This is a genomic window from Microvirga guangxiensis (assembly GCF_900102135.1).
GTDB classification, from domain to species: domain Bacteria; phylum Pseudomonadota; class Alphaproteobacteria; order Rhizobiales; family Beijerinckiaceae; genus Microvirga; species Microvirga guangxiensis.
Window position 1 is genome coordinate 486,648 of the sequence record NZ_FMVJ01000003.1, and the last position, 12,876, is coordinate 499,523.

The 12,876-nt window shown below is 59.8% G+C and carries 12 protein-coding genes; 11 read left to right on the plus strand and 1 reads right to left on the minus strand.

The window, feature by feature from the left end; genetic code table 11:
- The first annotated feature begins 4 nt into the window (after positions 1 to 4).
- Positions 5 to 1,633 (plus strand): cyclohexanecarboxylate-CoA ligase, encoded by a 1,629-nt coding sequence (locus BLP10_RS05825; protein ID WP_091131577.1) that lies wholly within the window; start codon positions 5 to 7, stop codon positions 1,631 to 1,633.
- A gap of 42 nt (positions 1,634 to 1,675) precedes the next feature.
- Here the strand turns inward: BLP10_RS05825 and BLP10_RS05830 are convergent, their stop codons facing one another.
- Complete coding sequence (locus BLP10_RS05830) at positions 1,676 to 2,167, minus strand: MarR family winged helix-turn-helix transcriptional regulator (protein WP_091131580.1); 492 nt, start codon at positions 2,165 to 2,167, stop codon at positions 1,676 to 1,678.
- 90 nt (positions 2,168 to 2,257) lie between these two features.
- Between BLP10_RS05830 and BLP10_RS05835 the strand changes: the two genes are divergently transcribed.
- The 10 genes from BLP10_RS05835 to BLP10_RS05880 all read left to right on the plus strand — a co-directional run bounded on the left by BLP10_RS05835 (position 2,258) and on the right by BLP10_RS05880 (position 12,730).
- The gene (locus BLP10_RS05835) at positions 2,258 to 3,025 is read left to right on the plus strand and encodes a glucose 1-dehydrogenase (RefSeq protein WP_091132133.1); all 768 of its coding nucleotides are present in this window, start codon (positions 2,258 to 2,260) and stop codon (positions 3,023 to 3,025) included.
- A 125-nt stretch (positions 3,026 to 3,150) separates the two neighbouring features.
- On the plus strand, positions 3,151 to 3,960 hold the full coding sequence (gene badI / locus BLP10_RS05840; RefSeq protein ID WP_091131583.1) for a 2-ketocyclohexanecarboxyl-CoA hydrolase: 810 nt from the start codon (positions 3,151 to 3,153) through the stop codon (positions 3,958 to 3,960).
- A 5-nt stretch (positions 3,961 to 3,965) separates the two neighbouring features.
- Positions 3,966 to 5,003, plus strand: coding sequence for a zinc-binding dehydrogenase (locus tag BLP10_RS05845; RefSeq protein WP_091131586.1), 1,038 nt, complete (start codon positions 3,966 to 3,968; stop codon positions 5,001 to 5,003).
- 5 nt (positions 5,004 to 5,008) lie between these two features.
- Positions 5,009 to 7,105, plus strand: coding sequence for a 3-hydroxyacyl-CoA dehydrogenase NAD-binding domain-containing protein (locus BLP10_RS05850; RefSeq protein WP_091132136.1), 2,097 nt, complete (start codon positions 5,009 to 5,011; stop codon positions 7,103 to 7,105).
- A 121-nt stretch (positions 7,106 to 7,226) separates the two neighbouring features.
- Positions 7,227 to 8,018: an enoyl-CoA hydratase/isomerase family protein gene (locus BLP10_RS05855; RefSeq protein ID WP_091131589.1), complete on the plus strand. Its 792-nt coding sequence runs from the start codon at positions 7,227 to 7,229 to the stop codon at positions 8,016 to 8,018.
- A gap of 242 nt (positions 8,019 to 8,260) precedes the next feature.
- A complete protein-coding gene (locus tag BLP10_RS05860) occupies positions 8,261 to 9,109 on the plus strand; it encodes a branched-chain amino acid ABC transporter permease (RefSeq protein ID WP_091131593.1) in 849 nt (282 codons plus the stop codon).
- 1 nt (position 9,110) lies between these two features.
- Complete coding sequence (locus BLP10_RS05865; protein WP_091131597.1) at positions 9,111 to 10,127, plus strand: branched-chain amino acid ABC transporter permease; 1,017 nt, start codon at positions 9,111 to 9,113, stop codon at positions 10,125 to 10,127.
- A complete protein-coding gene (locus tag BLP10_RS05870; RefSeq protein ID WP_091131602.1) occupies positions 10,124 to 10,825 on the plus strand; it encodes an ABC transporter ATP-binding protein in 702 nt (233 codons plus the stop codon). Before BLP10_RS05865 ends, BLP10_RS05870 begins: the two co-directional genes overlap by 4 nt.
- Positions 10,822 to 11,520 carry an ABC transporter ATP-binding protein gene (locus BLP10_RS05875; protein WP_091131604.1) on the plus strand — a complete coding sequence of 233 codons (699 nt, stop codon included), beginning with the start codon at positions 10,822 to 10,824 and terminating at the stop codon, positions 11,518 to 11,520. Before BLP10_RS05870 ends, BLP10_RS05875 begins: the two co-directional genes overlap by 4 nt.
- 31 nt (positions 11,521 to 11,551) lie before the next feature.
- Positions 11,552 to 12,730, plus strand: a complete 1,179-nt coding sequence (locus tag BLP10_RS05880) for an ABC transporter substrate-binding protein (RefSeq protein ID WP_091131607.1) — start codon at positions 11,552 to 11,554, stop codon at positions 12,728 to 12,730.
- Positions 12,731 to 12,876 lie beyond the last annotated feature (146 nt).

A 12,876-nucleotide genomic window follows, 5' to 3' on the forward strand; every position in this document is an offset into this window, starting at 1 on the left:
CACCATGAAACTGGAACTGGATTCTCTGCACAGGCGCCGGGCCGCCATGACGGAAAGCGGCCATTGGCGGGACGAAACACTTCTGGAACACCTGGCCCGCGTCGTGAGCCGAACGCCCGGCAAAACCGCCATCATAGCCACTCAGTCGGAACAGGGGCAGGAATACCGGCTGACCTATGAGGAGCTTGACCGGCTCTCCGATCTCGTCGCTCTCAGCCTCGATGAGCGCGGCGTCGGTCATGGTGATGTGGTCTCGTTTCAGCTGCCCAACTGGTGGGAGTTCACGGTTCTGCATCTGGCCTGCCTCAAGCTCGGTGCGATCAGCAACCCCCTGATGGTGATCTTCCGCGAGCGTGAATTGAATTTCATGCTCGGTCTTGCAGAGACGAAGGTGCTCGTCGTACCTGCGAAATTCAGAAACTTCGATTATGCCGCCATGGCGGCCAACGTCCAGGCACAGCTGCCATCTCTCAAGCACGTATTCGTCATCAATGGCGAAGGCGAGCAATCTTTCGATACATTGCTGAAACCAAAGGCTGGCGAAGACGGACGCAAGCGCCTACGCGAGCGCAAGCTCTCGCCTGACGACGTGATCCAGTTGCTTTACACCAGCGGCACCACAGGCGAGCCGAAGGGTGTCATGCACACGTCCAACACGATGCTGTCCAATCTCGTGCCCTTTGCCGAACGGCTGCATCTGGGCGAGAGCGACGTCATCCATATGCCGTCGCCGATGGCTCACCAGCTCGGTTTCATGTATGGCCTCGTACTCCCGGTCATGCTGGGTGCAACCGCCGTGCTTCAGGATATTTTCGTCGCCCAGACGATGGCGGAGCAGATCACGCGGGAGGGCGCGACCTTCACCATGGGGGCAACGCCTTTCCTGAACGACCTCACCGAGTATGTGGAGCGGACCGGCACCGCTACGCCCACACTGCAGGTATTCGTCTCCGCAGGTGCGCCCATTCCACGAGCACTCGTGACAAAGGCGCGGCAAGCGCTTGGGGCGGCCATCATTTCCGCCTGGGGAATGTCGGAGAACGGTGCCGTCACCACGACGAGGCCGGAAGATCCCGAAGAGAAGACGACGAGCACCGACGGCAAGGCGCTTCCGGGCATGGAGGTGCGCATCGTCGATGCCGATGGCAAGTCCCTGCCGAGTGGCGCTGAGGGGCAGCTTCAGGTGCGTGGCTGCTCCAATTTCGTCGGCTACCTGAAGCGCCCGGAGCTGGACAATACCGATTCAGAGGGCTGGTTCGACACCGGCGACATCGCGCGCATGGATGAGGATGGCTATATCCGTATCGCCGGCCGTTCGAAGGACATCATCATCCGCGGCGGCGAGAACATCCCCGTCGTCGAGATCGAGGGCATTCTTTTCAAGCATCCCAACATCTCGGGCGTTGCCATCGTCGGCTATCCTGACAGCCGTCTCGGGGAGCGCGCTTGCGCCTATGTCACCTTGAAGGAAGGAGCGACACTCGACTTCGAGGAAATGACGTCCTTCCTCAAGGAACACAAGATGGCGGTGCAGTACATTCCAGAGCGTTTGGAAATCGTTCAGGAACTGCCGCGTACTCCGAGCGGCAAGATCCAGAAGTTCAAGCTGCGGGAAGAGGCCAAGCGCCTCTAAGCCGATCGGAAGTTCGCCGCGCGGCTTTTTGCTGCGCGGCGGTTACACGGTGCTCAACTTGTCTTTCATGCGGTCGAGCAGGCGATAGAGAAGAATCTGATCCTCGAGGCTGAAGCCATCGAGCGCAGCCTCGTAGAACGCCCTGATCGTATTCAGCATCTGGGCCCAGGTTTTCTCTCCCTTGGCGGTCAGCCTGATGAGGCGGCTACGCCCATCCTCCGGATCTTTCACGCGCTCTACCCAGCCTCTAGCCTCGAGGCGGTCAAGCACGGCGGTGAGATTCTGGCGGCTGAGAAGCAGAAACTCGATAAGGTCTTTCACCGACATGCCTTGGGTGCGTACCCGCGGGCGCGCCAACGCTCCCAGCACAGCCCATTGCTGGGTGGTGCTGCCGTAATCGGCCATGAAGCGTGTGCCGTTCTTATGCATCAGGTTCGAGCATTGATACAGGCGGAAGAACACGCGGTTGGCAACCTCGAAGGCAGGATCCTCCAATATTTCACCGGTCGCTACAGCAGGCTTGGCTTTGCTCATGAGGAGGCCTTCAATAATACATCAATGGGTTGCCATAAATCCGAATATATCATAGTGTTGTCATATCTTCATATAGCCAGTGAGGTCACGGTGCGCGACTTTCAGGAAAAGACCATTATCATCACAGGCGGCGGAGGGGGAATAGGCTCGGCGACTTCGCGCTATTTCGCGTCTTGCGGGGCTCAGGTAGCTGTTTACGACCGCGATCTGGAGGCTGCCGAAAGAACCGTTTCAGCCATCAAAGCAGAAGGCGGTCTCGCAAAGGCCTTTTCGTGCGATATCACCGACCGGACGCAGATCGACCGTGCCGTGGCCGAGACTGAGAAGGCCTTGGGCCCCATTTCCGTGCTCGTCAACAATGCGGGCTGGGACATCTTCCGGCCCTTTCTCCAGACCTCGCCTGAGGAATGGGAGAAGCTGATCGCCATTAATCTCGTCGGCGCGCTCCACATGCACCATGCCGTCATTCCTCTCATGGCGGAGCGTAAATATGGGCGCGTCATCAACATCGCGTCCGATGCGGCCCGCGTAGGATCGACGGGCGAAGCGGTTTATGCAGCCTGCAAAGGCGCGCTCGTCTCATTCTCGAAAACCCTGGCGCGTGAGCACGCACGCGACGGCATCACCTTCAATGTGGTTTGCCCAGGTCCGACCGACACCAATCTTTTCGCCGAATATACGAAGGGCGCAAGCAATCCCGAGAAGCTCATGGAGGCCTTCAGGCGCTCCATTCCGCTAGGCCGGATCGGTACGCCGAACGATCTGCCTGGAGCCATCGCCTTCTTTGCGAGCGATCAGGCAGCGTTCGTGACGGGCCAGGTTCTCAGCGTCTCCGGCGGTCTGACCATGTCTGGCTGACATGTGTCAGGAACCCGATGCCGCAGGGCAGAGAAGAGCGTTCGAACGAAAATGAGAGCTTCCGTGCTTCATTGAGGGTTCTTGGGGAGCCGTATGAGGCAGGAGGAGCTGCAACGGAGAAGGCAATGAGCCAGTACGAAGACATTCTCTATGAAGTGCGCCCGGAAGGGGTCGCGCGGATCACGATCAACCGGCCCGATCGTTACAACGCGTTCCGCGGCCAGACTGTCGATGAGCTGATCGACGCGTTTCAGAGAGCCGGGTGGGATCGCTCCATCGGCGTGATTGTTCTGACCGGAGCCGGCGAGAAGGCTTTCTGCACGGGCGGTGACCAGACGGCGCATGACGGTCAGTATGATGGGCGCGGCACGATAGGTCTGCCTGTCGAAGAATTGCAGGGCCTCATCCGCGATGTCCCCAAGCCTGTGATCGCTCGGGTCGACGGCTTCGCCATCGGCGGCGGCAACGTGCTGGCAACCGTATGCGACCTGACGATCGCGTCCGACCGGGCGCAGTTCGGCCAAGTGGGCCCTAAAGTCGGCTCCGTCGATCCCGGCTTCGGGACCGCCTATCTCGCCCGCGTCGTCGGCGAAAAGAAGGCACGCGAGATCTGGTACATGTGCCGCCGTTATACGGCAGAAGAGGCCCGGCAAATGGGCCTTGTCAACACGGTCGTCCCGCATGCGGAGCTCGATGCCGAAGTGGATCGCTGGTGCGCGGAACTTCTCGAGCGCAGCCCGACTGCGCTGTCGCTCGCCAAGCGCTCCTTCAACGCGGACACGGAAAGCATCCGTGGCATTGCGAGCCTGGGAATGCAGGCGCTGAGCCTTTACTACGATACGGATGAATCGAAGGAGGGCGGCATCGCTTTCCGCGAGAAACGGAAGCCGAATTTCCGCCGCTATATAAAATCCTCGGGGTCGAAGGGAGAGTAGCGGTCATGCGGGCAGCTTTCATTACGGGTCACGGCGGCAACGAGGTGGTCCAGATCGGCCAGCGACCTGAGCCGATCCGAGCGCCGGGCGAAATCCTGGTCCGGGTGAAAGCTGCGACGCTCAATCGCGTCGATCTCTATATGCGCGACAGCGGTGCTGGGATCACCCATACCCTGCCGCAGATCATGGGACTCGATGGCGCAGGCGTTGTCGAGGAGGTGGGTGCCGACGAGAGAAGGATCAAGGTCGGGGATCGCGTCGTGCTCCATCCTGGAGTGGTTTGCGGCCGATGCGAGTTCTGCCAGCGAGGAGAGCAGGTGCTCTGCGTCGAGATCAAGTATCTTGGCGAGCACCGGGATGGAACCATAGCGGAACTGGTCAGCGTTCCGGCAGATAACGTCTTTCCCATGCCTGAGGCTTTCAGCTTCGCCGAGGCTGCGTCTCTTGGAGTCAACTATCTCACCGCCTGGCGCATGATATTCACCAAGACTCAGGTGAAGCCCTGGGAGACGGTTCTGATCTTCGGCATTGGCGGAGGCGTTTCGCTGGCCGCACTGCAGCTCGTCAAAGCGATTGGGGCAAAGGCTATCGTGACATCGCGCGACGATGCCAAGCTGCAGCGCGCTCGTGCGATGGGCGCAGACGGTACGATCAACGGCCGCACTCAGGACATCGCCCGCATGGCGTTGGAGCTGACAGGTGGGCGCGGCGTAGATGTGGTCATCGAGAATGTGGGCGAGGCCGTGTGGCCTGCTGCTATGCGCTCTCTCGTGCGGGGAGGGCGCCTCGCCACCTGCGGGGCAACGACTGGCGACAACCCGTCGGCGGATCTGCGTCGTCTCTTCATTCGACAATTGCAGATTTTCGGCTCGACGGCGGGAAACTTCTCCGAGTTTCGAGATCTCATTGCCTTCTGCAAGCAAGGCACAGTGAAGCCAATCATCGATTCCCTCTACCCACTCGACCAAATGCATGCCGCCCTGTCCAGGCTCGAGGCGGGCGAGCAATTCGGCAAGGTGGCCATCGAGATTGAACAGCATTGAAGGGCATGAAACCGGTGACTGCATCCTACACTCTCAACGATGCTCAACCTCGGACGGTCGTCCTTCGGCGACAGAGCGACATTGCCATCATTGAGATTGATCATCCGCCGGTAAACGCCATGTCCGCGCATGTGCGCAGACAATTGCTCGATGCGCTTCAGGAGGCTGAGGCCGATGCTTCCGTCGCCGGCATCGTGCTCACAGGACGCGGCGGCCGGTTCGTTGCCGGCGCCGATATCCGTGAGTTCGGCAAGCCGCCTGTCGCACCGACGCTTCCGGATGTCGTCGAGGCCCTGGGCCGGTGCAGCAAGCCAATCGCTGCGGGAATCGAAGGGCAAGCCCTCGGTGGTGGGCTTGAGCTGGCTTTGGCGTGCGATTGGCGCATTGCAACAGCCGGTTCCGTTCTCGGGTTTCCTGAAGTGAAACTCGGACTGATTCCGGGGGCTGGCGGAACGCAAAGGTTGCCGAGGCTGGTGGGTGTCGCTCGCTCGATTGAGCTGATTGCCACTGGCCGCATCATCAAGATTCCCGAGGCGCTGGAAATCGGCTTGATCGATGAGGTTCTACAAGGCTCAACGGTAGACGCATGCATCCTCCAACTCCAAAAGAGGAGGGGGATGAAGCGGCCTGTCTCGTCTCTCCCTATCGTTTCGGATCAGGCCGGGATCGATGAAGCACGCGCTGCCGTTCTGAAGAACAGGCGCATCGCCACCGAAGCCGCGAGAACTGCCGTGGATGTGGTGGCGAGCGCGATGCATCTCGGGTTCGATGAAGGTCTCGCGGCGGAACGCTCGGCCTTCGCCAAGCTAAGGGGTGGAGAAGAAGCTGCGGCCCTGCGCTATCTGTTCTTTGCCGAGCGCGAAGCCCCCCGGGTTGCAGGCTTGGATGCCTCTCCTCTGCCTGTCGGAAAGGCAGGCGTCGTCGGCGCTGGAACCATGGGGTCTGGCATTGCCGTAGCTCTCATCAATGCGGGGTTCTCCGTTGTCCTGGTCGAGCAAAGCACGGAGGCGCTCGAGAAGGGGATCAGCCGGATCGATGAGATCCTCAGCCGTGCCGTGAAATCGGGGCGGGCTTCTGCCGAAACCGCAGAAAGCCAGAGGAAGCAACTCATCCCGACCACCAGCATGACGATGCTCGGGGACGTGGACCTCGTCATCGAGGCCGCATTTGAGGTTCTTGAAGTAAAACTCGATTTGTTCAGGCGTCTCGACCAGATTGTCTCACCGCAGGCGGTTCTTGCAACCAATACATCCTATCTCGACATCGATGCGATTGCTGCTGCAACCACGAATCCTGGGCGTGTGCTCGGGCTGCATTTCTTCAGTCCGGCTCATGTTATGCGTCTGCTCGAAATCGCGCGAGGGCGGGAGACGTCGGATGAGGCCCTCGCAACGGGCCTGGCGTTGGCCCGCAAGCTCGGAAAGCTCCCTGTCGTTGCGGGCGTTTGCGACGGTTTCATCGGAAACCGGATCTTTTCGGCCTATCGCCGCCAGTGCGAGATCATGCTCGAAGAGGGCGCTCTGCCGGAGGAAATCGACAAGGCTTTGGAGACCTTCGGTTTTGCCATGGGTCCTTTCGCAGTTGCGGATCTCGCGGGTCTTGACATCTCCTGGAGCAGGCGAAAGCGTCTTGCGTCCTCTCGCGACCCCCGAGAGCGCTATGTGCCCATCGCGGATATGCTGTGCGAGCAGGGACGCTTTGGCCAGAAGACCAGCATGGGTTGGTATCGCTACTCCGGGACAGAGAAGCGTCGTGAACCCGATCCCGTTGTGCGTGCCTTGATTGAACAGGCTTCAGCGGCTCGTGGAATTGAACGCCGGTCTATCGATGCAGATGAGATTCAAAGGCGCGTTCTTGCCGCCATGGTGAACGAGGCCGTGCTCGTGATCGAGGAACGCATCGCGCAACGCGCCTCGGATATCGATGTCGTGCTTGTGCATGGTTACGGATTTCCGCCAGCGCGTGGAGGCCCGCTATTTTGGGCCTCGCGGCAGAACGCCGCCTCTCTGAACCAAGCGCTTGATGCGGTCGAGGCCTCCACCGGATTTGGATTCAGGCGTGCCCAAACCATTCCCCAGGTCTTGGCTGAGGTCGCATCATGATGACGCTTCATCCGTGAGAGACAGATCATGAATTGAAGGCGCAACGAGGCGACGATCTTTCAATCCCTTGAATCCTGAGACTGGTCCGACGTTCCAGACCCTTGCTTGAAGATGATGTGACATGAACAACCAGCCGATCGATCTGACGAAACCCCTTCACCTCGTGGTCGAAGGCTCGACTGCCGTACTGACCCTCTCTCGAGCGCCGGTGAATGCCATTGACGACGTCCTCACCGATGCGCTTGAGGCTGCATTGGCGGAGCTCGAGGGAAATGATCGGCTTGCCATTCTACGGATCCGTAGCAATCAGAAGGTTTTCTGTGCCGGCGCCGATCTGCGAATGATCGCGGACAGGTTTGGAACGGAAGAAGGCAGGGCCGCCATGACGGCGAGCGTTCGCCGCTTCCATGCGGTTTTCGACCGGCTCGCGGCCCTGCCGATGGTCACGTTCGCAGAGATCGAAGGGCATGCGCTTGGAGGAGGGCTGGAGCTTGCGCTCGCCTGCGATCTGCGGATAGCCGCCCATGAGGCCAAGCTGGGGCTCCCCGAAGTCAATGTCGGCTTGATCCCAGGCGCCGGCGGAACACAGCGGCTGACGGCTTTGTGCGGATCAGGGATCGCATCGCGGCTGATCCTCACGGGCGAGGTCGTCAGCGGCCTCGATGCGGAGCGCCTCGGGCTTGTCCAATGGGCGCGGCCCTCGGCTGGATTCAGCGATGCCGTCGGCGGGATCGTGGAGCGGATCGCCAAGTTGTCGCCGGAGGCTCTTCGGACGGCGAAAGGCTGCATCCGCCTTGCGGGAGCGCTGAATCCCGCTGGCGTCGCAGCCGAAATCGATGGAATTGGGATGCTGATGCTCCGCCCTGAAACCGCCAAGCGCGTCGCTTCCTTCGTTGCTAAGAGCAGCGGCTAGCCGGGAAACTGCAAACAAGATTGCGGGTAAGCCGGGGTGCCTGCCCCATGAAGGAAGCCGCTTGGATGCTTTTGCTGGCGTCTCGCTAAGCTCGCAGAATTATAACAAGCAGTTGACATAATAAATATAGCTATGCATTGATGTAAGTGCCGTGCTGCACCAGCTGCATTGGTCCTGCTGCGGTAAGAACGGGAGGTCTCTGAGGTGCGAATGTCAGTTCGAAAAGATCGGGTTGATGCCTCATGCTGACGAATGCTCTCAATGGCCTGGTTTACGGCAGCCTGCTCTTCGTTCTCTCGTCCGGCCTTGTCCTGGTCTACGGATTACGGCGCGTGGTGAACTTCTCCCATGGCGCGCTCTATATGCTCGGTGCCTATATCGGCTACTCGATTGCGCTTCGCTACGGCTTCACGGCTGGCGTCCTTGCCGGAGGCATTGCACTGGGGCTGGTCGGAATCGTTCTCGATCTCCTGGTGTTTCGTAATCTCAGCGACCGTAATCCTCTCGTGACCGTGATCGTGACGTTCGGCGTCTTCCTGGTCCTTGAGGATATCGTCAAATCGGTATGGGGTACGCAGAACTATACGCTGGATCCTCCTGCCGCATTGGCCGGTGTTGTGGAGATCGGCGGAAATCCTTTCCCGGCCTACCGTCTCTTTATCATCGGGGCGAGCTTCCTCATGGCGATGATCCTCGTGGTTTGGCTGAAGTTCGGACGCACCGGTCTCTTCGTCCGCGCTGCAAGCGTCGATCCGTCTGTTGCCGCAATGTGCGGTGTGCGAACGGACCTGCTGGGCCCTGCAGTCGTCGGGCTCGGTGCGGCCTTTGCAGGGTTCTCCGGCATCATCGCGGCTCCCTTCCTTTCTCTTCACCCGGCGATGGGCAGCGAGATTCTCGTGCTTTCCTTCGTCGTATCGGTCATCGGCGGGCTCGGCAGCTTCGTGGGAGCTTTTGTATCGGCCATGCTCTTGGGGCAGATGCAGGCGTTCGGCACGGTCTACATGCCTGAACTGGCCTCGCTGCTTCCTTTCCTCCTGATGTCCTTCATTCTGATCTGGCGTCCGCAGGGACTCGGCGGGCGGAGCGCGTAAGATGAACCGCGCCATTCGCCAGAATGCCCCCTTCCCATATGCTGAATTGGCCTGTGTGGTCGCCATTGGCATATCGGGCGTTGTGTTTGCGCATTTGGATCTGCCGCTGCTGCAGAGCCTGATCGCCCAGGCGTTGATCCTGTGTTTTCTTGCTTTCGGTATAGGCTATCTGATCCGTATGACCGGGCTGGTGAGCTTTGGACATGCGGCTCCATTCGGAATAGGAGCCTACGGCATCGCGCTCAGCTTCTCAGGTTCAGGCGTGGCTCCCGAGCTCATGCTGCTTCTCATCGTTCCTGGCGTGACCCTGCTCTATTTCCTTGTCGGCCTGGTCGTCAGCAGGCTCGAAGGGATCGGCTTTGCCATGCTGACCCTGGCGCTCGGGCAGGGCGTGTATGTGGCAGCCACGAAGTTTCGCGCGATCACGGGAGGAAGCGATGGTATCGCAGTCTCGCTGCCGCGGCGTCTCTTCGGATTGCCGACAGACATCCTTCAGCAGCCTCATGGAATGCTCGTTGCCGCGTTGATCATCCTGCTGATCGTCTACGTGATCCTGCGCTTCTTCGAACGGTCGCATCTCGGGCGTCTTGCGATTGCAATTCGTGAGAATGAAGAGCGCGCTAATTTTCTGGGTTATCGCACCCGCGCGCTTCGGGCCGCCGTCTACGGCGTATCGTGCGGGATCGCATCTCTTGGCGGGATCGCCTTTGGTATCTACCAAGGCTTCGTCTCGCCAGACGTCCTCACTTGGGGCATGTCCGGATCCGGCTTGATCATGGCGATCCTCGGGGGCTCCAGTTTCCTATGGGGCCCAATCGTCGGCGCACTTGTCTTCTTCTTTACCCGTGAATGGCTGACCGAGTTCACCAGCCACTGGCTCGCCATTCTAGGCCTCACGCTGATCGTCGTCATGGTTCTCTGGCCAAAGGGAATATCCGGCGGTGTGGAGCACCTGCTCACACGGCGTCGCGCTCCTTCCAAGCCTGCGTCGGCAGAACTTCAGAGGAACGCGGCATGACAGCTCTGCTCCAGTGTCGCAATATCAGCAAGAGCTATGGCGGCGTACACGCCTTGCAGAAGGTCGATCTCAAGGTGGAGCCGGGCAGGGTTCATGGGCTGATTGGTCCCAACGGCGCCGGGAAGTCTACCTTCATCGATGTCGTCTCGGGGCGCACCCGCGGGTCGGGCACGGTTATCCTCGGAGACACCGATGTTTCTGGTTTTGCGCCCAACAGGCGACGGAGGATGGGCCTTTCGCGGTCATTTCAGCGTACGTCGATTTTCCCTGCACTGACGGTGCGGTCGCAGTTCGAGCTTGCCGCTGGTTGGGTGGACAACGACAATACAGCCGACCTCATCGACATGTTCAATCTTCGAGGCGTCCTCGATGTGCGGGCCGAGGAGATCAGCTATGGCCAGCAGCGCCTCGTCGATCTGGGGCTTGCTCTTGTGGGCACACCGAGAGTTCTTCTTCTCGACGAACCCGCAGCCGGTCTTTCGGCAGCCGAGTCCCATCACCTGGCAGATCATCTGCTCGACATCGCCCGCCGATGGAATGTGGCCGTTCTCCTCGTCGAGCACGACATGGACGTGATCTTCAAGGTCTGCGATGTCCTGACCGTTCTTGAGACGGGAAAACTGCTGATCGAAGGACCACCCGAATCCGTCAGGAGCGATCCGAAAGTCATTCAAGCCTATTTCGGGAGTACGGCATGACGGCGCTTCTGGAATTGCGCAATGTGGTCGCAGGCTACGGCGCGGCCCGGATCCTTCATGATCTCAATCTCTCGATCGGAGAAGGCGAGCGCGTTTCCGTGATCGGCAGAAACGGGGTCGGCAAGACGACGATTGTCAACACGCTCCTTGGCACATCCCGGTTCATGGGAGGCGAGGTGCTTTACCGTGGCAGGGCTCTGCCAAAAATTGCAGGGCACACGGCTGCGACATGCGGAATTGCCGTTGTGCCTCAGGGACGCAAGATCCTGCCGAACCTGACCGTCGCCGAGAACTTGCGGCTCGGAGCTGCCTTGGGGCGCAAGGGGCGATGGACGATCGATGAAATTTACCGCCTGTTCCCCATCCTGCATGAAAGGCGCAACTCTTCAGGCACGGCGTTGAGTGGTGGTCAGCAGCAGATGATCGCCATTGGCCGCGCGCTCATGGCGAATCCTGATCTCCTTATTCTCGACGAACCCTGCGAAGGTCTTGCGCCCGTCATCGTCGACGAGATCAGCGCCATTTTCAAGAATCTCGCCGCCACGGGAGTCGGGATCCTGTTGATCGAACAGCATCTCAACCTCGTGCGGGAGATAACCGACCGCTTCTACGTGATCTCCAAAGGAAGCGTCGTTCGGTCGGGTCATGTTGCAAGCGTCAGCCAGCATGATCTTCAAACGAGCATAATGCAATAAGAGCGAACAGAACCGTTCCCGGAGGAAACCCATGTCCCGCTATACCTACCCCGTTGCTCTTCTCTTGAGTATCACCTGTGCCACAGGCGCTCTCGCACAAGCCGAGCCCCTGAAAATCGGTGTGCCGACCTCGCAGACTGGTCCCTATGCCGCTCTTGGAGAGCAGGTGATCCGCGCCATTGAGTTCGCAGCCGCCGAGGCGAATGCGGCAGGTGGTGTCGACGGCCGCAAGGTCGAGGTCAAGATCGGAAACGACGAAGGTAATCCCGAAGTCGGACGCCGTGCAGCAGAGAAGCTCGCAACCGAAGGTCATAAGATCTTGATCGGCTCCATCTCATCCGCTGTCGGCCTCGCGCTGTCGACACAGCTCAACCGGTGGGATGCGATCTATGTGTCGGTCGTCAACAAAACTCCCAAGCTGACCGGCGATTCCTGCACCCCGCGTACCTTCCGCGCAAATCATTCCGACGATATGGACATCGCTATCGTCGCCCCGTGGCTGGCGGAGAGCGAAACGAAGAAATGGGCCATCATCGGCGCGGATTATGTCTGGGGCCGCGGCTCCGGCGCCGCATTCAAGGCGGCTGCAACCAAAACCGGTAAGTCCATCACGACCGAGCTCTATGCTCCTCTCGGAACAGCGGACTTCGCGCCTTACATCACCCAATTGCGCGATTCAGGTGCAGAGGGTCTCTGGGTGGCTTTGGCCGGCTCCGAAGCGATCAACTTCGCCAAGCAGGCGAAGCAGTTCGGTCTTGTCGACAAGATGACGGTGTTTGGGCACAACTTCGTTGCGTCCTCGATCATCAAGGCCGTCGGCACGGATGCCGTCGGCTTCTGGGGCAACGTCAACTATTCGGCATCGATCAAGACGCCGAACAACGAAAAGTTCGTTGCGGCTTGGCGTGCGAAGTTCAACGCGGATCCGACCGAGTATGAAGGCGAGGCATATTCTGGCATGCAGGCCATCTTCGAGGCGGCCAAGAAAGCGAAAAGTGCCAAGGCTTCGGATATCGCAAAGGCGTTCAGCGGATTGACCGCAGAGACCGTCTACGGGCCAGTGACCATGCGCGCTGCAGATCACCAGCTCGAGATGCCGAACTATCTCGGACGTGTGGCCGAAAAAGACGGTAAGCCCGTCATTCAGGTGGTGCGTTCCTTCGACTCGAAGGCCGCCACGCCCCCTCCCAGCGGCGAATGCAAGATGTAAGAATCTACTGATGTTATCGTGATTGAGCAGGGCCCCATCCATTGGCGGCCCCGCTCGGACTATCTAATAGCCCGTGAGGGAAACGACGGCGTCACCAGAGGCTAGAATTTGCGGGATGCTCAAGGTTGCCTAGCAGCTTATGTAGA

Coding starts and splice junctions, on each gene's coding strand:
- BLP10_RS05825 (WP_091131577.1), top strand. CDS start 5: ATGAAACTGGAACTGGATTCTCTGCACAGGCGCCGGGCCGCCATGACG.
- BLP10_RS05830 (WP_091131580.1), bottom strand. CDS start 2,167: ATGAGCAAAGCCAAGCCTGCTGTAGCGACCGGTGAAATATTGGAGGAT.
- badI (WP_091131583.1), top strand. CDS start 3,151: ATGAGCCAGTACGAAGACATTCTCTATGAAGTGCGCCCGGAAGGGGTC.
- BLP10_RS05845 (WP_091131586.1), top strand. CDS start 3,966: ATGCGGGCAGCTTTCATTACGGGTCACGGCGGCAACGAGGTGGTCCAG.
- BLP10_RS05850 (WP_091132136.1), top strand. CDS start 5,009: ATGAAACCGGTGACTGCATCCTACACTCTCAACGATGCTCAACCTCGG.
- BLP10_RS05855 (WP_091131589.1), top strand. CDS start 7,227: ATGAACAACCAGCCGATCGATCTGACGAAACCCCTTCACCTCGTGGTC.
- BLP10_RS05860 (WP_091131593.1), top strand. CDS start 8,261: ATGCTGACGAATGCTCTCAATGGCCTGGTTTACGGCAGCCTGCTCTTC.
- BLP10_RS05865 (WP_091131597.1), top strand. CDS start 9,111: ATGAACCGCGCCATTCGCCAGAATGCCCCCTTCCCATATGCTGAATTG.
- BLP10_RS05870 (WP_091131602.1), top strand. CDS start 10,124: ATGACAGCTCTGCTCCAGTGTCGCAATATCAGCAAGAGCTATGGCGGC.
- BLP10_RS05875 (WP_091131604.1), top strand. CDS start 10,822: ATGACGGCGCTTCTGGAATTGCGCAATGTGGTCGCAGGCTACGGCGCG.
- BLP10_RS05880 (WP_091131607.1), top strand. CDS start 11,552: ATGTCCCGCTATACCTACCCCGTTGCTCTTCTCTTGAGTATCACCTGT.